Source organism: Ruegeria sp. BF6, assembly GCF_056538665.1.
In genome coordinates this window covers 1-23,453 of sequence record NZ_JBQFTN010000009.1, presented here as the reverse complement: position 1 = coordinate 23,453, position 23,453 = coordinate 1, and the positions used below count along the sequence as shown (strand labels likewise).

The following is a 23,453-nucleotide window of genomic DNA, read 5'->3' as shown; positions in this document are numbered from 1 at the left end:
ATGATGCGGAAACCTGCGGGCAATTCAGATCAGCTCCAATTCGATATCCTGGTTGCGCCGGGATTTGTGCTCTTGGAACTGGCCTCGCTGGTTGAAGTGCTGCGGCTGGCCAATCGCGTGTGTCCGACACCTCCGTTCACCTATACCTATCGTTCGCTGAAAGGCGGCCCGATTGCCAGCAGCAGCGATGCGGTGGTGCAAACGGAACCAGTGCAGGCCCAACCCGAGGCGAATTACCTGTTCGTGATTGGCAATTCCAACCCGGATCACCCGGACCTGTCTCTGGGCCGCGTGGTGACGGATTATACCTACCGCGGGGCCAAGGTGTTTTTGCTGGCCGAAGCCGCCAGCCGCTATATTGATGAACAGGGCACAGACGACATGGCAACGCATTGGGAAAATGCCTCGTTCCTGCGCGAACGCGGCGCCCGGTTTGAGGCCAAGCTGTCGATCGCGACAGAACAGGGCGCGGTGGTGACCTGCGCCGGGATGGGGGCGACGACGGATGTGGCGTTAGCCGTCATAGGCCGGCATATCTCGGGACCGGCCAAGATGACCGTGGCCGACATCATGCTGCACGAAAATATCCGCGACTTTGCCTCGATGCAGCCGTTTTCCGGGGCCAAGAAGACCGCAACCGGCGACGCCAAGCTGGATCTGTGCATCAAACTGATGCAGGCCAATATCGAAGACCCGCTGCCGATCCACCAGATTGTCGAATCACTGCACCTGTCGAACCGGTCTTTGGAGCGGAAATTCAAAAATTACTTTGGCACCACGCCGAACGGGTTTTATCGCGAAATGCGGCTGGCCAAAGCCAATAACCTGTTGCTCAACACCACCATGAGCGTCCGTGAAATCGGTCTAGCCTGCGGGTTTCCCAACGGTTTTTCTTCTGTTTACAAAAGTTTTTTCGGTGTCACCCCCTTTGTTGTCCGACGGGAAAAGCGGGCGGCGACATATCGGTGAAAATCGCCGATACTGTGACGTTTTTGGTGCATTTAGTGTCGATCTTCCGTGGCATTTTGCGCAAAACCTGACACAGCGGAGATTTCAGGATGGTTGATCTTCCCAGCAAGGCCCGAGTGGTCATCATCGGCGGCGGCGTCATTGGATGCTCGGTCGCGTATCACCTGACCAAAAAGGGCTGGAGCGACGTTGTCCTGCTGGAGCGCAAGCAGCTGACCAGCGGCACCACATGGCATGCCGCTGGTCTGATCGCACAGCTCCGTGCAACGGCGAACATGACCAAGCTGGCGAAGTACAGCCAGGAGCTCTACGGCTCTTTGGAAGAAGAGACAGGGGTCGCTACCGGCTTCAAGCGCTGCGGCTCAATTACCGTTGCCCTGACCGAAGAGCGCAAGGAGGAAATCTATCGTCAGGCCGCCATGGCCCGCGCCTTTGGGGTTGAGGTTGAAGAGATCTCGAACGAGCGCGTGGCCGAGCTGTATCCGCATTTAAACATCGAAGACGTCAAAGGCGCAGTGTATCTGCCGCTGGACGGACAGGGCGATCCCGCGAACATTGCGCTGGCCCTTGCCAAAGGTGCTCGTCAGCGTGGCGGCATCGTTAAGGAACGTGTGAAGGTCACCGATATTGTCAAGCAGGGGCGCAAGGTAACCGGTGTAGATTGGGTGGCTGACGATGGCAGCGCCTCGGGTCACATAGAATGCGACATGGTGGTGAACTGCGCCGGGATGTGGGGTCACGAGGTCGGCCGCATGGCGGGCGTGAATGTCCCGCTGCATGCGTGCGAACACTTTTATATTGTGACCGAAGGCATCGACGGCCTGACACAGCTGCCGGTTCTGCGTGTTCCGGATGAGTGCGCATACTACAAGGAAGACGCGGGCAAAATCCTTCTGGGTGCGTTTGAACCTAATGCCAAACCCTGGGGCATGGGTGGTATTCCGGACACCTTTGAGTTCGACCAACTACCCGAAGATTTCGACCACTTTGAGCCGATCCTCGAAGCGGCCTGTAACCGGATGCCGATGCTGGCCGAGGCGGGCATTCACACCTTCTTCAACGGCCCCGAGTCCTTTACTCCCGACGACGCCTATCACCTGGGTCTGGCACCCGAGATGGACAATGTCTGGGTCGCGGCGGGGTTCAACTCGATCGGTATCCAGTCCGCCGGTGGTGCGGGCATGGCGCTGGCCGAATGGATGGACAGCGGTGAGAAGCCCTTTGATTTGGGTGACGTGGACATCGGCCGGATGCAGCCGTTCCAAGGCAACAAGAAATACCTGTTTGAACGCTCGAAAGAGACGCTGGGTCTGCTCTATGCGGACCATTTCCCCTATCGGCAAAAGGCGACCGCACGTGGTGTGCGCCGCACACCGTTCCACCATCACCTGCTGGAACAGGGTGCTGTCATGGGCGAAATCGCCGGTTGGGAACGCGCCAACTGGTTTGCAAATGAAGGGCAGGAGCGCGAATACCAATACAGCTGGAAGCGCCAGAACTGGTTCGAAAACTCGGCGGCCGAACACCGTGCTGTGCGCGAAAATGTCGGCATGTACGACATGTCGTCTTTCGGCAAGATCCGCGTCGAAGGACCCGATGCCGAGAAGTTCATGAACTATATCGGCGGCGGCGACTATTCGGTGCCCAACGGCAAGATCGTCTATACCCAGTTCCTCAACCGCACTGGCGGGATCGAATCTGATGTGACCGTCACCCGACTGACCGAGACCTCATATCTGGTGGTGACACCGGCTGCGACGCGTCTGGCCGATCAGACCTGGATGATGCGCCATGTGGGCAACTTCAATGTGGTCCTTACCGACGTGACCGCTGGCGAAGGGGTTCTGGCGGTGATGGGCCCGAACGCACGCGCGCTGTTGGAGAAAGTCTCGCCCAACGACTTCTCGAACGCGACCAATCCTTTCGGCACTGCGCAGGAAATCGAGATCGGCATGGGCCTCGCCCGCGTGCACCGCGTGACTTATGTGGGTGAGCTTGGTTGGGAGGTTTATGTCTCGTCCGACATGGCTGGTTGTGTATTCGAGACGCTGCACGAAGCCGGGCAGGACATGGGGCTGAAACTCTGTGGGATGCACATGATGGACAGCTGCCGGATCGAGAAGGGTTTCCGCCACTTTGGTCACGACATCACCTGCGAAGACCACGTAGTGGATGCGGGGCTCGGCTTTGCGGTCAAAGTGGACAAGGGCAGCGATTTCATCGGCCGCGAGGCGGTGATTGCGCGCAAGGAAAGTGGTCCTAAGAACCGTCTGGTGCAGTTCAAACTGACCGATGCCGAGCCGCTGCTGTTTCACAATGAGCCTATCATCCGTGATGGTGAATATGTGGGCTATCTGAGCTCGGGCAACTACGGCCACACTTTGGGTGCTGCCATTGGTCTGGGCTACGTACCGTGCGAAGGCGAAAAGGCAGCGGATGTGCTTGCCTCGACCTACGAAATCGACGTCTGCGGCGTGAAGGTCAAAGCCGAGGCGTCGCTGAAGCCGATGTACGACCCGAAATCGGAACGCGTTAAAGTATAACCAAACTGTCGGGGCGCTGCGGCGCCCCGGCTTTTTTCTTGGGGTGTGCTGGTGGGCGTCGCGACGTATCAGATTTCCTGATGACCTGCTTCACAGTTTTCGTAGTTTCCAACCCGGTCTGATTTGCCGTAGAGAGATCCGGTATCAGTCGGAGACCCGCCGTGGCAGACACTCCTGTACCGCCCAACAATGCAGATACGCCCAAAGGGTTGGCATTGGCCGTGACGGCCTATGTCCTGTGGGGTTTTCTGCCGCTATATATGAAGGCGGTGTCTCATGTGGGGCCGATTGAGGTCGTGTCGCACCGCATCATCTGGTCGGTTCCGGTGGCGGGGCTGTTGCTGGTGGCCTTGGGGCGCACGCGCGATTTAAAAGCGGCGCTGGTGAACCCAAAAATGTTGGGGATGGCTTGCATAACGGCGGCTCTGATTTCGGTGAACTGGGCGATTTACGTCTGGGCGATTGCCAATGACCGGGCTCTGGATGCGGCGCTGGGTTATTACATCAACCCGCTGTTCAGTATTGCTTTGGGCGCGGTTCTGTTGCGTGAGCCTTTGACGAAAATCCAACTGGCAGCAGTGGCAATTGCAGCGTTAGGGGTGCTGGTTTTGGTGGTCGAGGCAGGCAGCCTGCCGTGGGCGGCGCTGGGCTTGATGATCAGCTGGGGGTTCTACGCGTTTTTCAAGCGGTCGCTGCCGATTGGCCCAAATCAGGGGTTTCTGCTTGAAGTTGTGATCCTGCTTATCCCAGCGCTGATGTACGTCACGTGGCTGGGTGTGGAGGGCACCGGGCATTTCGGTGTGGGGGCAACCGACACTATGCTGCTGGCTTGTGCAGGCGTTGTGACGGCGGTGCCGCTGCTGGTTTATGCCAACGGGGCGAAACTGGTGCGGCTGTCGACCATGGGTATCCTGCAATACATCGCGCCGACCATGATTTTCATCACAGCCATCACCGTATTTGGTGAGCAGATCGACCGGGGGCGCATGATCGCGTTTCCGCTGATCTGGACGGCGTTGGTGGTCTATTCGATCCCGATGATCCGGCAGATGCGGGCTCAGGCCTGACGCAAGAGGCGGGCGGCCTTTTCCGCCCAAATGGCATAGGTTTTTGGGCTGGGGTGGTAGCCATCCGGCGCGGCGAGGGCCGGGTCGTTGGGTAAATCCAGTTGCAGATGTCGTGCCTGTGGAAAGCTGGCCGCAACTTGCTGCAAACCGCGATCCAGCCGCGCGGCCTGCCGTCCCAATACCCAGGCCAGCGGCTGCGGCAGTGCTGGGAACAGGTTCATCTGCGGCACGGCCGTGACCACCAGCCGTCGCGCGCCCAGGTGACCGGTCAAAAGATCCAGCAATTGGGTTTGGTGGGCGATGAACTTTTGGCGCGTCACACCGCGTGTCACGTCATTAACGCCGAGCGCAGTGATGGCCATATCGAACTGGCCGGTCAAGCCGCTTAGTCGATCGATCGTGTCCTGTGTTGTATGTCCGGTCGTGGCCTCAAGCCGCCATTCAACCGTATAGTGCTTGGCCAGCTGTGCCACGAGATAGCCAGACAGAGCTTGTGCCTGTGTCCCCGCGCCAACCCCTGCGGCGGAACTGTCGCCTGCGATCAGAAGACGCCGTCGCGGCCCTCGTCCCACGCGCCCCTGGCGCGGGCCACTGGGTTCCGGCAAAAGTTGAGCATTGCGGCGCACCGACAGGCCTTGAACCGCCAGAACCGGCAGCAACGGCACACGCAACAGCTGGTCGGCGGCGACAGGCATGGTCAGCTGAGCGCGTTCTTGTATTCAAGGAACCGCGGGTCGGTCATGACGCGCGCCATCATCGCCTCGCGCAAGGCGCCGATGGTTTTGTAGGGGCGCATGACGACTTCGAACTCCTGAATCAGCCCGTCATCGTTCAGCGTGATCAGATCGACCCCCACAGCGTCCAGATCTCCGACCTTGCACTGGAATTCCAGCGCCCAGTCCTTGCCCTCACCCATCACACGGCGATAGCGGAAATCTGAGAATACCTGCCCCACATGGCCCAGCACGGCCGCCACCGGTTCGCGCCCGGTCCAGGTGCTGTAGTAGGTGGGTGGGGAAAAGCGCACATCCTGGGCCAGCAATTCGTGAATCAAGCTCTCATCGCCTTTGGCGACCACCTCCTGCATGCGTTCGATCGTGGGGTGCATGGATTCTCCTTCCGCTTTGAGGGCAGAGTTGCTGAACTGCTTCGTTCAGGCAAGCGCGACGTTGCGGGAGGTCGCGCGCTGCGATAGGCAGGCGCGCATGAGCGAGACCTATGATCCCCCGAACACCCCTCTGGACGTTCTGTATGAGGACGCGCAGCTGATAGTGGTGAACAAACCCTCGGGCCTGTTGTCAGTGCCGGGGCGGGGCGAGCACTTGGCCGATTGCCTGCTGTCGCGGGTACAGGCGGCCTTTCCGCAGACGTTGCTGGTGCACCGGCTGGACCGGGATACCTCGGGTGTGATGGTCTTTGCCCAGACCCCCCATGCACAACGCCATCTGAGTATGCAGTTCGAGAACCGCCAAACCCGCAAAACCTATGTGGCGCGGGTCTGGGGACGGGTTGAAGAAAAGACTGGTGCCGTTGACCTGCCGCTGATCGTGGATTGGCCTAACCGTCCGCGCCAGAAGGTGTGTCATGAGACCGGAAAGCCCGCTGTCACCGACTGGAGAGTCGTCAAACACGAGGGCGAAACGACCCGCATGCGCCTGTTCCCCAAAACGGGTCGGTCGCATCAATTGCGGGTTCACATGCAGGCGCTGGGCCACCCTATCCTGGGTGACCCGTTCTATGCCGATGGGGCGGCCCGGGATTTCCCGCGGCTGATGCTTCATTCCGAGGAGCTGCGCCTGAAGAGCCCCGAGGGCGGGGATTCGATGAAGTTCCGCGCCAAGGCGGATTTCTGAATCTTAGGCGCTACTGGTCCACAGCATCTTCAGGTTACCCAGCGAAAAACGCCAGCGGCGTTTGCGCGGGGTGCAGGGTTGGCGGGCGGCCATGATCTCGCGCTCGATTTCAAAGCTGCGCAAGGTGTGATCCTGCGCCCAAGGACCCAGTTTCAGGGTCATCATCACGTGATTGTCGAGGCTTGGCATCGGTGATCTCCTTTTCGTCTGACGCCAAGTCTCGACCATCACTCCTGACACCACCTTGTCAGGGGGGTGTGCTAGAGTGTCAGCATATGAACCGGAGAAACCCATGCGCCGTTCCACCCGCCTGTTCGAAATCATCCAGATCCTGCGTGCCGCCGAAGCGCCGGTGACGGCGGATGCATTGGCAGAAAAGCTCGAAGTGTCCGCGCGCACGGTCTATCGCGATATCGCAGCCCTGCAGGCGCAACGCACCCCGATCGAGGGTGAGGCCGGTGTTGGTTACCTGATGCGGCGCGGTTATGACCTGCCGCCTTTGAATTTTGATGCCGAGGAGGTCGAGGCGCTGTGGGTCGGCCTGTCGATGCTGGCGCGCACCGGGGACAGTACGTTGCAACAGGCTGCTGACCGGGTGTGTCGCAAGATCGAAGCTTTGCGCGTACCGACCGACTGGCTGCAAGTCGCGCCGTGGGGTGCCCCAATGGACGACCCCGAAAAAGGCTGCGTACCCGTGGTGAACTATCGCGAGGCAATCCGGGACGAACGCAAGATTCGCATCACCTACGAAAACGCCGAAGGGGAACGAACCGAACGGATCGTCCGGCCCGTAGCGCTGATCTATCACATCGAATGCACCTTGCTGGCCGCCTGGTGTGAGTTACGGAACGGGTTCCGCCATTTCCGCACCGACCGAATCTGGGCGTGCGAGTTGACCGAGGATCACTTTTGCGGGCAGGGCGAACCCCTGCGCGCGATCTGGCAGGAACAGAACCACTGGGATGCCTCGGCACGGGCCTCCTAGGCGGCGGGTATTCGCCGATTTCACCGGATTGTTGCTTGAGAACGCCTGCAAGCAGCGCGATAAACTGCACCAAACAATATGCGCCCGGTAAACGGGTGCCGGAGCAGAAGGTGATATCATGACGAATTCCAAATTTGTATTGTCCGCCGGGCTGTGCTCAGCCTTGTTTCTGGGGGCCTGTACAGATCCCGGCACGCTGAACCTGCCAGCCGATCCCAACCAAAACGCGAAACAAGGCGCGATTTTGGGTGGTCTAGTAGGGGCCGGAGTTGGCGCGATTGCCAATAACTCGAACCCGGGTCTGGGTGCATTGGCCGGGGCTGCGGTCGGTGCCGCCGGTGGCGGTTTGATCGGCAATCAGCTGGACCGTCAAGCGGCCGAGCTGCGTCAGCAACTGGCCAATCAGGGCATCACCGTCACCAATGCGGGCGACCGTCTGATTGTCACCGTGCCGAATGATATCTCCTTTGACACCGACAGCGCGACCGTGCGCCCGGCGCTGCGGGCTGATCTGGAGAGAGTGGGCCAGAACCTGACGCGGTATCCCAATTCGAGCGTCCAGGTCGTCGGCCATACCGACAGCGATGGCGAGGCGTCGTATAATCAGGCCTTGTCCGAACGCCGTGCCCGGTCGGTGGCGGATATCCTGCAGGCCAATGGTGTCAGCAGTGCCCGGATCAGCACAGTAGGCCTGGGTGAGAACCGACCAGCCGCGTCGAACCTGACGCCCGAGGGCAAGGCCCGCAACCGCCGGGTCGATATCGAGATCATTCCGAACGGTAGCGTTTAATGTGAAGGGGGCACCTGCGGGTGCCCTTTTTCGCACATTGACTGCGCGTCAACTGGGCTTTGGCGCGTGCGGCCTTTGGGCTAGCTATTGGGAAACACCAAGACGGAGTTTCCTGATGTCTGAACCGATCCTGCTGAGCCTTTCAGGCTCGTTGCGCCAAAATGCCACCAACCGCAAACTGCTTCGCGAGGCCGCGCGGCTGTTCAACCCCGGCACCCATATCGAGGCCGATCTGAATCTGCCGCTCTATGACGGTGATCTGGAAGCGGGCGAGGGCATTCCACAGGCGGTTCAAACGCTGGCTGAACAAATCGCGCAGGCCCATGCGGTGATCATCTCAACGCCGGAATACAACAAAGGACCGTCTGGCGTTCTTAAAAACGCGCTGGACTGGGTCAGCCGGACCAATGGTCGCCCGTGGGCAGACAAACCGGTTGCCGTGATGTCGGCGGCAGCTGGCCGTGCGGGCGGTGAACGTGCGCAGATGGTTCTGCGCAGCTGTATGGTGCCGTTCCAGCCGCGCATCCTGCAGGGGCCGGAAATCCATCTGGCTGACAGCTCGAACGAGTTCGACGAGCAGGGGAAACTGACCAGCGACCACTACGAAAGCAGCTTGCGGACCCTGATGGAGAAGCTGCGAACTGAGGCAGGGTTCTAACGCTTGTTGACCCTCTCCGGGCCGCTTAATCTGCCGCCATGGCAGATGAAATTCAATCTGATGTGATCGACCCGGCCCGTGCTGCCGCATTGCAGGTGGCGTTGGGGCTGGACGCAACGATAATGGCGGGGGCGGCGCTGCCGCCGTTCTTTCACCAACTCTATTTCTGGTTGCCCCAGCCACCCGAGCGTTTGGGCCGCGATGGGCATCCGAAGGTGGGGGGCAGTCTGATCCCCGATATAGGCCTGCCCCGTCGCATGTGGGCGGGCGGCCGCCTGCACTTCCACACGCCTCTGATCGCGGGGGCAGGGGCCGAGCGCCGCTCGGTCTGTGAAAAAGCGACTTCGAAAACGGGACGCACCGGGCCATTGGGATTTGTTACGCTGCGCCACGAGGTCTGGCAGAGTGATACGCTGTGCCTGACCGAATGGCAGGATCTGGTCTACCGTCAGGATCCATCGCCTGATGAGGTCAAACCGGTTCCGCCCCTTGCGCGCACGGACGAGACAGACCTGTGCATGGTCACTTTTGACAGCACTTTGCTGTTCCGCTATTCGGCGCTGACCTTCAACGGCCACCGTATCCACTATGATCTGGACTATGCCCGCGATGTCGAGGGCTATGCCGGGCTGGTCGTGCACGGCCCGTTGCTGGCGCAGCACCTGATGCTTTATGCGGAAGACGCTATGGGGCCTTTGGCGAAGTTCTCGTTCCGGGCAACCGCGCCGCTGATGCATTTCGAAACCGCGACACTGTGTCGGAACGGGCAAACCCTGTGGGTACGCGGCCCAGATGGGCGGCAATGCATGTTGGCCGAGGCTGTGTCTTCATCAGAGTGAGGCCTCGGGCCGGAAATCGTCAGGGATCGTGTCGCGCCCGTCCAGCACCAGATCGGTCATGACCTCGGCCAGTTTTGGGGCCATGCCGAAACCGATCTTGAAGCCACCATTGGCGATGAACTGCCCCTGATGCAACGGATGTGCACCCAGCATCGGGGCGCGGCTTTTGCTGCGGGGGCGCACGCCGGCCCACCGTTCGATCACCTCGGCGCCGTGCAGCACCGGCACCGCCCGCGTGGCGCGATCCAGCACGTCGTCCAGCGCGGCATCCGTGCTGGACGGGTCGTCGTAGTCGCGTTCTGAGGTCGAACCGATAGCAAGGGTTCGATCGGCATGGGGCACGATGTGGATCGCATCGGCAAACAGCTGCGGCACTTCACCCGCATCAAAACGCAGCAGCGCGGCCTGTCCCTTAACGCCATTGCCGACGGTTTTGCCAAAGGCCTGGCTCAACTCCTGCAACCCAGCCAGACCGGTGGCATGAACGACCTGACCCCGGTCCGGCGCTTCCGCCACCACGTCCACTCCCATCACTGCCAATGCCGACACCAGCGCGGCGCAGGCGCGGCGGGGGTGCATTCGCGCGCTTAGCGTGTCGTGGATTACGAAACCGGTCGGGCTGGGCGGGCACCACGAACCGAGGGCCTCGGCAGCTACAACCCTCCATTCGGCGCGCCCCTGCCACAGCTCGGCAGCGGTTTCCGCGCGCGCATGGGCAAGCTCCAGCGTGCGAGCGTCAGCAATGGGTTGCAACCGGCCCAACCGCGCGTAACCGGGGGAAACGCCGCCGGTGGCTTCGACCTGCTTCCAGAACGGTTCGGCCATGATCAGGCTGTCGAACTGAAAGGCTTTCTTGGCGTTCCAGTTCTCGGGTACATGCGGGGCCAGCGCACCGACCAACCCGCTGCTGGAGCCTGAACCGGCACCATACGGATCGACGACCTGCACTTTTGCGCCACGTCGGGCGCAGGTCCAGGCGATGGACAGGCCAAAGATGCCCGCACCGCGCACCGTTACATCGACCATTGCCATTCCCCTTTTCCTTGTTCAGTGTCGCGCCGCTTAGCTACAGGATTCCCCGATGGCAGACCAGCGCGCTGAACTGACATGGACCGAGGATCAGATTCCGGTCTCGGACCGTTTCGATGATCCGTATTTCTCGCTGCAGAACGGGCTGGAAGAGACGCGACACGTGTTTCTGGCGGGCAATGACCTGCCCGCGCGGTTTGCGCCGGGGTTTCACATTGCCGAACTGGGGTTCGGCACCGGTCTGAATATGCTAACCGTGTGGTCTGAGTGGGAGAGGGCTGGCCAAACCGCCCCCCTGAGCTTCACCAGTTTTGAGGCTTTCCCGATGGTGGCCGACGACATGTCCCGTGCGCTGGCGGCCTTTCCGGAACTTGCGCCTTGGACCGACCGTTTTCTGGATCGATGGCAGGGCGGTCGGTGTAATCTGGGCACCCTGCATCTTGAGGTGATCGAAGGCGACGCGCGTCAAACGCTGCCCGCATGGGAAGGCGAGGCTGATGCCTGGTTTCTGGACGGGTTTTCGCCAGCCAAGAACCCCGAACTCTGGGGGGCGGACCTGATGCAGCAGGTGGCCGACCACACGGTGGCTGGCGGTACGGCGGCCACGTATACTGCCGCTGGGTTTGTGCGGCGCGGTTTGGAGGGTGCGGGCTTTACTGTCACCCGTACTCCCGGTTTCGGCCACAAACGCCATATGACCCGGGCTATCCAGGAATGACGCAGCAGAACAACTCCCGCGTGGGCATCGCGCTGATGATCGCGGCGACAATTGTGTTTGCCCTGCAGGACGGCATCTCGCGCCATCTGGCGGGAACATACAACACCTACATGGTGGTGATGATCCGCTACTGGTTTTTCGCGGCCTTCGTGATTGCGCTGGCCGCGCGTTCTCCCGGAGGCTTGGTGGCTGCCACCCGAACCAGCCAGCTTGGGCTTCAAGTCTTCCGTGGCCTCTTGTTGGCGGCTGAGATTTGCGTCGCCGTTTATGCCTTCACGGTGCTGGGTTTGATCGACAGCATGGCCGTGTTCATCTGTTATCCGCTGCTGGTCGCGGCACTCAGCGGGCCGGTGCTGGGCGAGCAGGTCGGCTGGCGGCGCTGGGTGGCGATCGGAGTGGGCTGCATCGGCGTTCTGATCATCCTGCAACCGGGTGTTGGCGTGTTTAACCCTTGGGCCATCCTGCCACTGATTTCCGCGCTGATGTTCGCGGTTTATGGTTTGCTGACCCGCTATGTTGCCCGCAAGGACAGTTCGGCCACCAGTTTTTTCTGGACCGGCATTGCCGGGGCCGTCGCGATGACACTGGTGGGAATGTGGTTCTGGGAACCGATGGCGCGCGCGGATTGGGTGTGGATGGCGCTGCTCTGTGTCAGCGGCGTTCTGGGCCACTGGCTGTTGATCAAATGCTATGAAATGGCCGAGGCCAGCGCCGTACAGCCCTTTGCCTATTTCCATCTGGTCTGGAGCGCCACCCTCGGCATCTTGGTCTTTGGTGAGGCGTTGCGGCCCGCAGTTGTCATCGGGGCCGCATTGGTTGTGGCTGCGGGCCTGTTCACCCTATGGCGCGAACGAAGCCAGGGTTGAGCCGACCAACTCCTGCGAGAAAGGAACCGGCAAAGCGGGCTGACCCAAACGGGCACGATAGACCGGAAGGCTTTCGGCCACCCGCATCACGTAATTGCGGGTTTCGCTGAAGGGGATGGTCTCAATCCAGTCGACCACGTCAATCTCACCGGCGCGGGGGTCACCATAGCGCTCCATCCAAGAGATCGGGCGGCGCGGTCCAGCGTTATACCCTGCGGCCATCATCACCACATTGCCGTTGAAATCAGCTGCCAGACCCGAGAGGTAATTTGCGCCCAGCTTGGCGTTGTATTGCCAGTCCGAAGTCAATTTCAACGTCTTGTGACCGCTGAGGATGCCCAGTTCCTTGGCCACCAGCTTGGCTGTGGCCGGCATTACCTGCATCAACCCGCGTGCGCCGGCACCGCTGACGACCACAGGGTCGAACTCACTTTCGCGGCGGGCGATGGCCAGTGTCATTTCTTTCGCCATAGGCAGGCCCATATCGGCCACCGGATGCATCGGGTAATAGGCAGCGGGCAAAACAACGCCGGTTTTGGCCGCGCGCTTGGCAATCATCACCGCCAGATGAGGCTCTTTCAGTTCGATCACCAGATCGCCCAACTGTGTGGCTTGCACCGGGTCAAGCTCTTCGACCAGATGGGTCAGGAAACGCTCGGACAAGTTTTTTTCCCCGGCGCGCAGCAACAGCAGTCCGGCTTCCAATACGCTTGAGTTGGCGAAATCGGCCTGTTTCCAATGCGGTGCCCGGCGCGGATTGGCCAGTTCACCGTCGAAGGGCCGTCCGATCCGTTCGGCTGCCAGCAGGCCATAGAACGAGGTTTGATAGTCTGCGCCCATCGCATAGGCGTCATAGGCTTTGTCAGCCTCCCCCTGAGCCGCATAGGCCCGGCCGAGCCAATAGCCGCCGCGCCCTTTCGAGATCGGCGATTCCACTGCGCCCGAGAAGTTCTGGAAATGCCGCACCGCCGTGGCGGGATCATTCAGCTTGCGCAGCGCAAGGAACCCGGCCAGCCATTCCAGATCCGCATAGGCGTAACCCATCTCGGGTGTCATGTGGTGGCTGGCAGCGATCTTGTAGGCACGGCTGGCGTCGCCATTGCGCATCTCAAGCCGCGCCAGACGGCGGCGGCCCTCGGCCCATTTGTCCGGCTCACCCAGCGCATCCGGTCCGGTTGAACGTGCCAGCATCAGGTCAATCGCGCTGTCGTCCAGTTCCTTCTTGTCGCGCCAGACAAACCGGTCAAAAGCCAGACCCGGAGATTCGACCAGCGCCTTCGGAACCGCGGCGACCTTGTTATCCACGCCGGGCTGGCGTTTTTGCAGGGCAATCCGCGCCTCGGCCAGCTTGCGCTGATCGGCGCTGACCAAGGGCAACATCTGCCCGGCGCTGACATGGTGCCCATCCCACAGCATTCGGTCCAGTCGGGCGGCGTGATGGGGTTTCAGCAGCTTGCCGAAATTCTCAAGGTAGTCCTTTTGCAGCCCCGACCCCATCGGCATAGTGCGCCAGGCGGCCACGATATCGGCTTCGGCATCGCCCGGATGCCCCTTAGCCTTCAGCGCGACGGCATAGTTCAGCGCACCTTCCGCTGTTTGCGGCCGATTGCCGGCATAGAATTTCATCACCCGGTCAGGATCGGCACCGGTGAACGCAGGCTCGCTTTTGTGTCGCAGCCAGGCCAGCCCGGGCCAGTCCGGACGGCGGTCCAGAAACACAAGCACATCGCCCGAGCTGCCAAAGCCCTGCCGCAGCCAGTGCCAAACGATGATATCGCGGCTGACGGACCCCCGTTTGCCTGACACACGCAGGGCCGCATTCCAGTCGCCCTTGCGCATTTCATTCATCCCGGCGCGCAGATCGCCCGCGGCGTCGGCCCGCGCTTGCCCGATTGACCCCAGAATCACCGCTATCAAAAGCGCCAGAACGCGTGTCATGCCTTGCATTTCCCAACCAACCAAGGATACAGCCACTCAGGATAAACCTTGCGCCGCCGGGATCAACTCACATCGTGACGATTGTGATGGCCCGAGGCGTAAAAAATGCTAACCGCACACCAAGGAGCGTGTCATGTTCAAAGGCTCAATGCCAGCCCTCGTCACCCCGTTCACAAACGGCGAGTTGGACCTGAAGACGCTCAAACACTTGGTGGAATGGCAGATTCAAGAAGGCTCGACCGGGCTGGTTCCCGTAGGCACCACCGGTGAAAGCCCGACGCTCAGCCATGAAGAGCACGAAACCGTTGTGGAAGAGGTTGTCAAAGCCGCCGCCGGTCGAGTGCCGGTTATCGCGGGTGCGGGCTCGAACAACACGGTCGAAGCGATCCGCTTCGTGCGATTCGCAGAACGGATCGGTGCGGATGCGGCGCTGGTTGTGACACCGTATTACAACAAGCCCACCCAAAAGGGGTTGATCGCGCATTTCCGCGCGCTGCATGATTGCGCCGATATTCCAATCATCATCTACAACATCCCTGGCCGGTCAGTGATCGACATGACTCCCGCAACGATGGGAGAGCTGGCCGAGCTGCCGCGCATCGTTGGCGTGAAGGACGCAACAGGCGACTTGGCCCGCGTCAGTCAGCAACGTGCCTCGTGTGGGCCCGACTTCTGTCAACTGTCGGGCGAGGACGCCACCGCGCTGGGCTTCAACGCGCATGGCGGCGTCGGCTGCATTTCGGTCACCGCAAACGTTGCGCCGAAGCTATGTGCCGAGTTCCAGCAGGCGACGCTGGCGGGCGACTACACCAAGGCGCTGGCGTATCAGGACCGTCTGATGCCCCTGCACGAAGCGATCTTTATTGAGCCGGGTCTGGTTGGCGCCAAATACGCGCTCAGCAAGCTGGGCCTGTGCAGCACCGAAGTCCGGTCGCCCCTGACCGCGTTGGACGACAGCACAATGGCCGCCATCGACGCTGCAATGGAGCATGCGGGGCTGCTCTGAGTCATTAGCCGGGGCCTGTTGATATCAGCGGGCCCTGTCTGCCAGCAGTTTTTCCAGATGTTGGGTCTTCTCGGGATTGCGAACCACATAGATGGCTGCGATCTTACCCTTTTCTATCTTTAGCGAGGTCGCCTGCATTGACCCCGCCGGTTCTTTGTTGATTACTGCCGGTAGTCCATTCAGCCAACAGAAGGTTGCGGAATAGGTCTGATCGGCAGTGGCTTTCCGCGCCAGCCCCGCGAAAAACCGAATGACTTTATCCCGCCCGTAAATCGGGTTCAGTGTTGCGATGATTTTACCGCCACCATCCGTGTGCAATTGCACATCCCGTGCCAACAGGTTGGTCAGGTTTCTTGTGTCGCCACTTTTTGCTGCGTCAAAAAACGCCTTGGCCAGTTCTTCGCCGTGCTCACGCGTGACGCTTGCACGGGGCTTGACGTGCTCAACATGCTTTCTGGCACGGCTGACGAGTTGGCGACAGCTGCTCTGGCTGCGGTTTAGCGTATCAGACAAGTCGGAATAGGTATGTTCGAATACGTCATGCAAAAGGAATGCAGCGCGTTCCAGAGGCGACAAACGCTCCAAAGCCATCAAGAGCGCAACAGAAACATCGCGGTCCAATCGTTCTGTCGCGTCTTCCGTAACCAGCGGTTCTGGCAACCATTCTCCGGGGTAAGCCTCACGCGTGGCCCGGGCCGCGCGTAGATGATCGAGGCAAAGCCTGGAAACCACGCGGATGAGATATCCTGTGGTGTCGCGCACCTGCTCGGTGTCGACGCGCTGCCAGCGCAGGTAAGCTTCCTGAACGATATCCTCGGCATCGCTGACTGATCCAAGCATATGATATGCAACCGCGAAAAGACGCGGTTGCATTTCGACAAATGCCCGATCTTTGGGCAGAGGGATCGTACGGGTCACGCAGCCGTGGCCTTTTTGCTTTCAGGGTGTGGAATCGCAAACCCAATGGCCAGACGGTTCCAGGTATTGATTGTGGTGGTCACAAGGGTCAGTGTGATTAGGTCCCGCTCCGAAAACTGCGCAGCAACTACCCGGTAAACATCGTCAGGTGCACGGCTGGTTTCGATCCGGGTGAGCGTTTCAGCCCAGATCAATGCCGCGCGTTCGCGCTCCGAAAACAGCGACGATTCATGCCAGGCGTTCAGCAGGTGCAAGCGGTCTTCGGTTTCTCCGTTTGCGCGCGCGTCATGCGTATGCATGTGAATGCAATAGGCACATCCATTGATCTGAGAAACTCTGAGTTTCACAAGCTCGATCAGGCTATGTTCCAGTTCGGACGCGCGCAGTCGTTCCTCCATGTCGAGCATGGGCTGCAACAGGTCGGGTGCAAGGGCAAAGTGATTGATCCGGGGGGACATCGATTTCTCCTGTTTGGGTATTGAACAAAAACAGGACGCACGAGTCACCGGGTTTGTGACACGGTGCAAAGAAAAAGAGCCTCACTCCTGAGGCTCTTTCTACCGTTTTCAGCGCTTGCCGTAATATAGCCCCACCACGTGTTCAGCTTGCGCGAAGAAAAGCCACCGCGAGACTACGACGCCGGTCAGATGTGACAGTACGGCAAGCAGTGCAAGGATGTGTTTGATCGCAACCCCCGAGACCGGGATCAGAATCAACAGCAACGGGAGGACAAAGGCCAAGCCAAAGGAAATCGCACGCAGTTTCTGTGCATGTTTGCGCCCGACGACGTGGACGAATTCTCGCAGCAGATAGTTGGTTCCCGTGTGTGGCGGTTCAAACGCACGAACGGTGCCTCGGCCTCCCAACCCGGTTGCGGTGCCCAAGGTGGTGCCAGACCGGGTCAATGCGCCGTCGCCCTTAGCCCAATAGGCAAGCTGCACGGCCCCAGCGATGGCCAACAGCCAGGGGGCCAAGGCTTCGACCCCGGCCAATAGAGCACCCCCTGCAAGGCTGAAAGACAGAAACAGTGCCGGTGTCAGGTTCATGTTCCAACGCGGGACTGTCTTGAGCTGTGTATAGATCATCGAGGTGGTAAACACGGTGGCCAGACTGAGCAGTGCTCCGACCCACCCCAAAACGGTCCAGTGGCTGCCCATGAACACGGCACCAAGGGCATAAAGCCCCATGACAAGCAGTGCAGCAACGGCGCAGACCCCCTCCCGGCTGAGCCAGCTGGATTTCCATTGGCTGAACGCTTTCCAGGCACGTTCCGGGTGTCCAAGGTGGAAGGTTGAGGCGAGCAGGCCGCCCACCGCCAGAGCGTAGGCGATGAGGTAGAATACGAACGCGACGAAACCGGTTACCGCGGGTTGGCCGAGGCCAAGGAAAAACAGCAGGCCGAAGCCCAGCCCGGAACAGGTTGTGAAGATGATGACAGATGGGGCCGGATGCATCAGAGCTTCTCCAGAGTTTTGTCGAGCCAGCCTAGGAAGCCTTTGGGCTCTTCGGCGACAGGGGCAAGCAGGGGGGCCAGAATGTCGATCTGGTCCTCGATCTGATCCTTGGGCCGCGGCGGCAGGTACTTGTTGACGGGTTTGGTGCCCATTTCAGGCATCAGGTCCATGCCCTCGCGCTCGGCCACCAGTTTGCTGACATCGCTGTCGGGGTCGCCAAGATCACCGAAATGACGTGCGCCAGCGGGGCAGGTACGGACGCAAGAGGGGACGCGGTCCACTTCGGGCAGGTTTTCGTTATAGATACGGTCGACGCAGAGGGTGCATTTTTTCATCACACCTTCGGCCACGTCCAGTTCACGCGCGCCATAGGGGCAGGACCAAGCGCAGAGGCCGCAGCCGATACAGTCGCTTTCATTGACCAGAACGATGCCGTCTTCGACCCTTTTGTAGCTGGCCCCGGTTGGGCAAACGGTGACGCAGGGCGCGTCCTCGCAATGCAGGCACGACTTGGGGAAGTGGATCAGTTGGGCGTGACCCTGTTCAGGTGTTACCTCGTAGGAATGCACACGGTTCAGGAAGGTGCCCGATGGGTTACCGCCATAGGCGTCCTGATCCGACAGCGGCGCGCCGTAGTTCTCGGTGTTCCAGCCTTTGCATGAGATCACGCAGGCATGGCAGCCGACACAGGTATCCAGGTCGATGACCAGACCCATTTTGCGTTCGGTGGATTGGGGGAGCTGAGTCATTTGCCTACCTTCCACGCCAGATCTTTCGGACCGGTGCCAACGGGTGACTTGATCGGACCAAACTCGGGCTGGCTTTCCGCGTCACTCGGGGCCTCGGCTTTTTCGATTTTCACTTTTAGGTCGAACCATGCGGCCTGTCCGGTGATCGGGTCCGAGTTGGCCCAGCGTTGCCCGTCGCCTTTTGGCGGTAGCAGCTCGTGGATCAGGTGGTTCAGCAGGAAGCCCTTGGTGGCCTCCGGCGCATCCTCCTGCAGGGCCCAGGCGCCTTTGCGTTTGCCGATGGCGTTCCATGTCCAGACGGTGTTGTCGTTCAGCGCTGCCATCTCCATGACCGGAACGGTGATTTCCCCGTGTGGAGAGCTGACCTTCGCCCAGTCGCCGTCGCTCAGCCCGTGCTCACGCATCAGTTTTGTCGGGACATATAACGGGTTGCGCCCGTGCAACTGGCGCAGCCACGCGTTCTGGGTGCCCCAGCTGTGATACATCGCCATCGGACGTTGGGTCAGGGCGTTGACCGTAAAGCCCTCATTGCCTTGCTGATCGGTTTCGTACCAGATCGGCAGCGGGTCCATGGTGTCCTGGATGCGCTGGCGCAAGTGCTCGGGGGGCTGGCGATCTCCGTGGCCTTCAGCGGCCAGCTGGAACTTTCGCATCGGTTCGGAATAGAGCTGGAACAGGTAAGGTTGCGGGCTGTCATAGATGCCCATTCCCACGGCCCAATCCTGATAGGCAGCGTTCCACGGCTTGTAGTAGTCCGCGCCTTCGGGGATATGCGCAACGTAGAAGCCGCCGTTTTCGATATAGCGGTTCAGCTGGTCAGGGTTGACTTCTCCGCGGCCTTCTTTGTCACCGTTTTCGCCCCGGAACCCGGCCAGCGGGCCGATGCCCGGCTTGCGCTGATGGTTGACGATATAGTCGGCATAGTCCTGCCACTTGGGCGTGCCGTCTTCGTTGGTGAATCCCGGGAGGCTCATGCGGTTAGCCAGTTCGATCAGCACCGACTGGAACCCGCGCACGTCGCGGTCGGGTTCGACCACCGGCCAGCGGATCGCGTCGGCGGCGGCGTCAGCCTCGCAGATCGGGCGATCCAGCAGAGAAATACAGTCGTGCCGTTCCAGATAGGTGGTGTCGGGCAGGACAAGGTCGGCATAAGCCACCATTTCCGAAGAATAGGCATCGGAATAGATGATCTTGGGGATGACGTATTTTCCGTCTTCGTTGCGGGCGGTCAGCATCTCCATCACACCCTTGGTGTTCATGGAGGAGTTCCATGACATGTTCGCCATGTACATGAACAGCGTGTCGATCTTGTAAGGATCACCTGCGGCGGCGTTCGAGATCACCATGTGCATCAGCCCGTGGGCGGACATGGGGTTCTCCCAAGTGAATGCCTTGTCGATGCGCTGTGGCGTGCCGCAATCGTCGATCAGCAGGTCTTCGGGGCCACGCACAAATCCCAGATGCGGACCTTCCAGCGGGCGTCCGGGTCGACGGTCTCCGTGCGGGCTGGGGTGTGCCTCTATCGGTTTGGGGTAGGGCGGTTTGAAACGGAAGCCGCCGGGGACTTCAACCGTTCCAAGCAGGATCTGCAGCACATGCAGCGCCCGGCAGGTCTGAAACCCGTTGGCATGGGCCGAAATCCCGCGCATGGCGTGAAAGCTGACCGGGCGGCCTGTCATTTTTGAATGTGTTTCACCCCGGAAATCGGTCCACTCGTGGTCCAGTTCGAAGGCCTCGTCAAAGGCGACGCGGGCGATTTCGGCGGCGATGGCACGGATGCGCTGGGCTGGGATACCGCAGCGATCGGCCACGTTTTCGGGTGAATGCTCGTCGGACAGGTACTTCTCGGCCATCAGGTGGAAGACGGGGCGATGGGTGACGCCATCTTTTTCATAGGTGGCCGACAGATCCGGGCGGACGCCCGGCTTGTCAAAAGCCGTCGGCTCACCTGTCACGCGATCGATGACCAGCGGCTTGCCATCGGCGTTGCGCAGGAACAGGCCCTTTTCGGACCCTTCGGCGGCGTTCACCAGAACCGGCGCGTTGGTGTAGCGGCTGAGGTAGTCGAGATCGATCTTGCCCGCCTTCATCAGCACATGGATCAACGACAGGATGAACAGCCCATCAGTGCCGGGGGTGATCCCGACCCAGTCATCAGCGACGGCGTTATAGCCCGAGCGGATCGGGTTCACGCCGATCACCCGCGCGCCGCGTGCCTTGATCTTGCCGATACCCATCTTGATCGGGTTGCTGTCATGGTCTTCGGCCACACCGAACAGCATGAACAGTTTGGTATGCTCCCAGTCGGGCTGGCCGAACTCCCAGAAGGCGCCACCCATGGTATAGATGCCGCCAGCGGCCATGTTGACCGAGCAGAACCCGCCATGGGCCGCGTAGTTGGGCGTGCCGAAATTCTGTGCCCAGAACGATGTGAAGCTCTGGCTTTGATCGCGGCCAGTGAAGAAGGCCAGTTTCTGCGGTGCGGTCTCGTGCAACTCGTTCAGCCAGCCGACGGCGGTGCTGATCGCCTCATCCCATTCGATCTCACGAAACTCACCCGAACCGCGCGGCCCGACCCGAAGCAGCGGCTTGCGAAGGCGGGATGGCGCGTTGACCTGCATGATCCCTGCCGATCCTTTGGCGCAGAGAACGCCCTTGTTCACCGGATGGTCGCGGTTGCCTTCGATATAGGCGACCTTGCCGTCCTTCATATGCACGTTGATGCCACAGCGACAGGCGCACATGTAACAGGTGGTGCGCCGGACCTCGTCCGAGACTTTGGGGCTGGTGTCGATCTTCGGTTGCTGGATGGTCATCTGGCGTCCTTCTGTCGGGTCAGCGTATCAGGTCAGGAATGTTATTCCGGCGAGGATAACTCCTGCAATAAAAAGAGTTTCCACGACGATCAGGGCGATTGCAGCACCGCCGACCGACAGGATTTGTTTCAGGTTGGTCTTCATGCCGACCGCCGCGATGGCGATCAGCAACAGCCAGCGCGAGGTTTGGCTGAGCAGTTCCGAAATGAACGGGGGGATCAGACCGAATGAGCTGGCCCCAGCCAAAACCAGAAAGCCCACGACAAAGCTGGGCAGGATCGGCGGGCGTTGGCCTGCCTCATCCATGTCGGCGACACTGCGGATTATCAGCGAGGCGACCAGTACCACCGGAGCCAGCATGGCCACGCGGAATAGCTTCACCAGCGTCGCGGTGTCGCCGGTCTGTTCCGAAATCGAGAATCCCGCGCCAACAACCTGCGCCACGTCGTGGATCGTGCCGCCCAGGAACACGCCGCCTGCCACGTCGCTCATGCCCAGCGTGCGCACCAGGATGGGGTAGGCGATCATAGCAATAGTCGACAGCACGGTGACACCCAGAACGGTAAAGATCAGCCGTTCCTCGGACCGCTCGTCCTTGGGCAGGATGGCGCTGATTGCCATTGCGGCAGAGGCACCGCAGATCGCAACCGAACCCGCGGTCAAAAAGGCAAAGCGCCACTTATGTCCAAAGAACCGCGCGATCAGCAGGCCAAATGCGATCGTGGCCAGAACACCACCAACGACCAATGCGATCAGGTCCCAGCCCAGCCCCATCATCAACGTCATCGAAACCCGCACGCCCAAAAGCGCCACGCCCAGCCGCAACAGCGATTTCGCGGCAAAGCCGATGCCAGGCACGGTTTTACCCTCTTCCCCCAGAAAGCTGAGCGCGATGCCCAGCAACAGCGCCATCAGCATGGCGGGGGTGGCATAGTGCTCGGACAGGAACTTGGCCGTCGCGGCAACGGTCATAGCCACCAGCACGCCGGGAAACAGGGTGCGGATCGTCCGGGCGGCGTTTGCGCCGAAAAGAGACGTAAGCTCGGTCTTTGCCAGCATCTACCCAACAGGCCTTTTTGAAAAATTACGGTATCGGCAGACAAGCCGCCAGGGGTCTTTGGTGATCGGGTCAACACGTCTCCGGCTTGGACTCGGCATGTTGAGCCTGCACGGCCGTCACGGCGATCATGTGCAGAATGTCTTCGGCGGAACATCCGCGCGACAGGTCGTTTGCGGGTTTGGCCAGCCCCTGCAGGACCGGGCCGATCGCCTCGACCCTGCCAATGCGCTGGGCGATTTTGTATCCCAGGTTTCCGGCATCCAGATTGGGAAAGACAAAGACATTCGCCTCACCCTTCAGCGGCGAATCGGAGGCTTTCTTGGCCGCGACCTCGGGCACGAAGGCGGCATCGAACTGCAGCTCTCCGTCGATCAGCAGCGTTGGGTCCCTATCGCGCGCAATTTGCGTGGCCTCGACGACCTTGGAAACTTTGGCATGTTGGGCGCTGCCGGAGGTGGAAAAGGACAGCATTGCCACGCGCGCGGTTTCACCGGTCAGGGTCTCGTAGGACGCGGCCGAGGCGCGGGCGATCTCGGCCATTTCCTGTGCGCTGGGGTCAACGACCAGACCGCAATCGGCAAAGATGCGTGCGCCCTTGACCTCGTGATGGTCCTTGCAGAACAGCATCAGAAAAAAGCTGGAGACCATGGCGGCATCCGGGGCTGTGCCGATGATCTGCAACGCGGCACGCACGGTGTCTGACGTGGTTTCAACCGCGCCGCCGACAGTGCCGTCTGCAATGCCCTGCTGCACCAGCATGGCGGCAAAATTCAGACGGTTTGTGATCTGTTGCCGCGCCTGGTCAAGCGAAATTCCCTTGTGTTTGCGCCGTTCATACAGCGCTTGTGCAAGTTCGGGTGTCAGTGAAGAGTGGGCAGGATCGTAAATTTTGATCCGTTCGCGATCATAGCTTTCATGCGTGTCCAGCAAGGCCGAGACTTCGGCCTTGCTGCCAATCAGAATAATCCGCGCAACGTTCTCTTTCACAGCCATGACCGCGCCTTCGACAACACGGGGATCATCGCCCTCGGCTAAGGCGATGATCTTGTCAGAGGCGCTTGCAGTCCCGAGAATGGCGCGCAGAGGTTTCACTCGGATTACGCTCCGGCCTGTGGTGTCATATCGTTTTCGCTGATACCGGCGACTGCGACCGGTTTTTTCATCGCGTCACGACGGAAGGGCTCGCCCAGTTCCT

At 60.5% G+C, this 23,453-nt stretch carries 23 protein-coding genes; 11 read left to right on the top strand and 12 right to left on the bottom strand.

The window, feature by feature from the left end; translation table 11 throughout:
• From ACR0IM_RS16990 to rarD, 3 genes are all read left to right on the top strand, one after another.
• A complete protein-coding gene (locus ACR0IM_RS16990; protein WP_480682628.1) occupies positions 1-969 on the top strand; it encodes a GlxA family transcriptional regulator in 969 nt (322 codons plus the stop codon).
• 89 nt (positions 970-1,058) lie between these two features.
• On the top strand, positions 1,059-3,512 hold the full coding sequence (locus tag ACR0IM_RS16985) for a GcvT family protein (RefSeq protein WP_480682627.1): 2,454 nt from the start codon (positions 1,059-1,061) through the stop codon (positions 3,510-3,512).
• 161 nt (positions 3,513-3,673) lie between these two features.
• Positions 3,674-4,579, top strand: coding sequence for an EamA family transporter RarD (gene rarD / locus ACR0IM_RS16980; RefSeq protein WP_480682626.1), 906 nt, complete (start codon positions 3,674-3,676; stop codon positions 4,577-4,579).
• Here the strand turns inward: rarD and ACR0IM_RS16975 are convergent.
• Both ACR0IM_RS16975 and ACR0IM_RS16970 read right to left on the bottom strand, forming a co-directional pair.
• Positions 4,570-5,274, bottom strand: a complete 705-nt coding sequence (locus ACR0IM_RS16975; RefSeq protein ID WP_480682625.1) for an SGNH/GDSL hydrolase family protein — start codon at positions 5,272-5,274, stop codon at positions 4,570-4,572. The two genes, rarD and ACR0IM_RS16975, sit on opposite strands and share 10 nt — an antisense overlap.
• 2 nt (positions 5,275-5,276) lie before the next feature.
• On the bottom strand, positions 5,277-5,687 hold the full coding sequence (locus ACR0IM_RS16970; RefSeq protein ID WP_480682624.1) for a nuclear transport factor 2 family protein: 411 nt from the start codon (positions 5,685-5,687) through the stop codon (positions 5,277-5,279).
• Between the two features lie 97 nt (positions 5,688-5,784).
• Here ACR0IM_RS16970 and ACR0IM_RS16965 point away from each other — a divergent pair, with 97 nt between their 5' ends.
• Positions 5,785-6,432 carry an RluA family pseudouridine synthase gene (locus tag ACR0IM_RS16965; protein WP_480593976.1) on the top strand — a complete coding sequence of 216 codons (648 nt, stop codon included), beginning with the start codon at positions 5,785-5,787 and terminating at the stop codon, positions 6,430-6,432.
• A 3-nt stretch (positions 6,433-6,435) separates the two neighbouring features.
• Here ACR0IM_RS16965 and ACR0IM_RS16960 read toward each other — a convergent pair whose 3' ends face one another.
• Positions 6,436-6,621, bottom strand: a complete 186-nt coding sequence (locus ACR0IM_RS16960) for a hypothetical protein (protein WP_480593975.1) — start codon at positions 6,619-6,621, stop codon at positions 6,436-6,438.
• 103 nt (positions 6,622-6,724) lie between these two features.
• Between ACR0IM_RS16960 and ACR0IM_RS16955 the strand changes: the two genes are divergently transcribed.
• From ACR0IM_RS16955 to ACR0IM_RS16940, 4 genes are all read left to right on the top strand, one after another.
• Positions 6,725-7,417, top strand: coding sequence for a helix-turn-helix transcriptional regulator (locus ACR0IM_RS16955; RefSeq protein WP_480682623.1), 693 nt, complete (start codon positions 6,725-6,727; stop codon positions 7,415-7,417).
• Between the two features lie 118 nt (positions 7,418-7,535).
• On the top strand, positions 7,536-8,207 hold the full coding sequence (locus ACR0IM_RS16950; RefSeq protein WP_480642459.1) for a YiaD family glycine zipper/OmpA-like lipoprotein: 672 nt from the start codon (positions 7,536-7,538) through the stop codon (positions 8,205-8,207).
• Between the two features lie 115 nt (positions 8,208-8,322).
• Complete coding sequence (locus ACR0IM_RS16945) at positions 8,323-8,865, top strand: NADPH-dependent FMN reductase (RefSeq protein ID WP_480642458.1); 543 nt, start codon at positions 8,323-8,325, stop codon at positions 8,863-8,865.
• 38 nt (positions 8,866-8,903) lie between these two features.
• Positions 8,904-9,704, top strand: coding sequence for an HTD2 family dehydratase (locus tag ACR0IM_RS16940; protein WP_480682622.1), 801 nt, complete (start codon positions 8,904-8,906; stop codon positions 9,702-9,704).
• Here the strand turns inward: ACR0IM_RS16940 and ACR0IM_RS16935 are convergent.
• Complete coding sequence (locus tag ACR0IM_RS16935; RefSeq protein ID WP_480642456.1) at positions 9,696-10,736, bottom strand: NAD(P)/FAD-dependent oxidoreductase; 1,041 nt, start codon at positions 10,734-10,736, stop codon at positions 9,696-9,698. The two genes, ACR0IM_RS16940 and ACR0IM_RS16935, sit on opposite strands and share 9 nt — an antisense overlap.
• A gap of 49 nt (positions 10,737-10,785) precedes the next feature.
• Between ACR0IM_RS16935 and mnmC2 the strand changes: the two genes are divergently transcribed.
• Positions 10,786-11,451, top strand: a complete 666-nt coding sequence (mnmC2, locus tag ACR0IM_RS16930; RefSeq protein WP_480593969.1) for a tRNA (5-methylaminomethyl-2-thiouridine)(34)-methyltransferase MnmC2 — start codon at positions 10,786-10,788, stop codon at positions 11,449-11,451.
• On the top strand, positions 11,448-12,317 hold the full coding sequence (locus ACR0IM_RS16925) for a DMT family transporter (RefSeq protein ID WP_480682621.1): 870 nt from the start codon (positions 11,448-11,450) through the stop codon (positions 12,315-12,317). Before mnmC2 ends, ACR0IM_RS16925 begins: the two co-directional genes overlap by 4 nt.
• On the opposite strand, the gene ACR0IM_RS16920 is transcribed toward ACR0IM_RS16925, so the two are convergent.
• Positions 12,291-14,255: a lytic transglycosylase domain-containing protein gene (locus tag ACR0IM_RS16920; RefSeq protein ID WP_480642454.1), complete on the bottom strand. Its 1,965-nt coding sequence runs from the start codon at positions 14,253-14,255 to the stop codon at positions 12,291-12,293. The two genes, ACR0IM_RS16925 and ACR0IM_RS16920, sit on opposite strands and share 27 nt — an antisense overlap.
• Before the next feature lie 133 nt (positions 14,256-14,388).
• On the opposite strand from ACR0IM_RS16920, the gene dapA reads away from it, so the two are divergent.
• Positions 14,389-15,261: a 4-hydroxy-tetrahydrodipicolinate synthase gene (gene dapA / locus ACR0IM_RS16915; protein WP_480642453.1), complete on the top strand. Its 873-nt coding sequence runs from the start codon at positions 14,389-14,391 to the stop codon at positions 15,259-15,261.
• A gap of 24 nt (positions 15,262-15,285) precedes the next feature.
• Here the strand turns inward: dapA and ACR0IM_RS16910 are convergent, their stop codons facing one another.
• The 7 genes from ACR0IM_RS16910 to pta form a co-directional block, all read right to left on the bottom strand.
• The gene (locus tag ACR0IM_RS16910; RefSeq protein ID WP_480642452.1) at positions 15,286-16,179 is read right to left on the bottom strand and encodes a sigma-70 family RNA polymerase sigma factor; all 894 of its coding nucleotides are present in this window, start codon (positions 16,177-16,179) and stop codon (positions 15,286-15,288) included.
• Positions 16,176-16,637 carry a carboxymuconolactone decarboxylase family protein gene (locus tag ACR0IM_RS16905; protein ID WP_480682620.1) on the bottom strand — a complete coding sequence of 154 codons (462 nt, stop codon included), beginning with the start codon at positions 16,635-16,637 and terminating at the stop codon, positions 16,176-16,178. Before ACR0IM_RS16905 ends, ACR0IM_RS16910 begins: the two co-directional genes overlap by 4 nt.
• Before the next feature lie 108 nt (positions 16,638-16,745).
• Positions 16,746-17,633, bottom strand: a complete 888-nt coding sequence (locus tag ACR0IM_RS16900) for a dimethyl sulfoxide reductase anchor subunit family protein (RefSeq protein WP_480682619.1) — start codon at positions 17,631-17,633, stop codon at positions 16,746-16,748.
• Positions 17,633-18,382, bottom strand: a complete 750-nt coding sequence (locus ACR0IM_RS16895; protein ID WP_480593960.1) for a 4Fe-4S dicluster domain-containing protein — start codon at positions 18,380-18,382, stop codon at positions 17,633-17,635. Before ACR0IM_RS16895 ends, ACR0IM_RS16900 begins: the two co-directional genes overlap by 1 nt.
• Entirely contained in the window at positions 18,379-21,198 is a 2,820-nt protein-coding gene (locus ACR0IM_RS16890; protein WP_480682618.1) for a molybdopterin oxidoreductase family protein, read from the bottom strand. Before ACR0IM_RS16890 ends, ACR0IM_RS16895 begins: the two co-directional genes overlap by 4 nt.
• Positions 21,199-21,225: 27 nt before the next feature.
• Positions 21,226-22,257 carry a YeiH family protein gene (locus ACR0IM_RS16885; RefSeq protein WP_480593958.1) on the bottom strand — a complete coding sequence of 344 codons (1,032 nt, stop codon included), beginning with the start codon at positions 22,255-22,257 and terminating at the stop codon, positions 21,226-21,228.
• A 70-nt stretch (positions 22,258-22,327) separates the two neighbouring features.
• On the bottom strand, positions 22,328-23,350 hold the full coding sequence (pta, locus tag ACR0IM_RS16880; protein WP_480682617.1) for a phosphate acetyltransferase: 1,023 nt from the start codon (positions 23,348-23,350) through the stop codon (positions 22,328-22,330).
• Positions 23,351-23,453 lie beyond the last annotated feature (103 nt).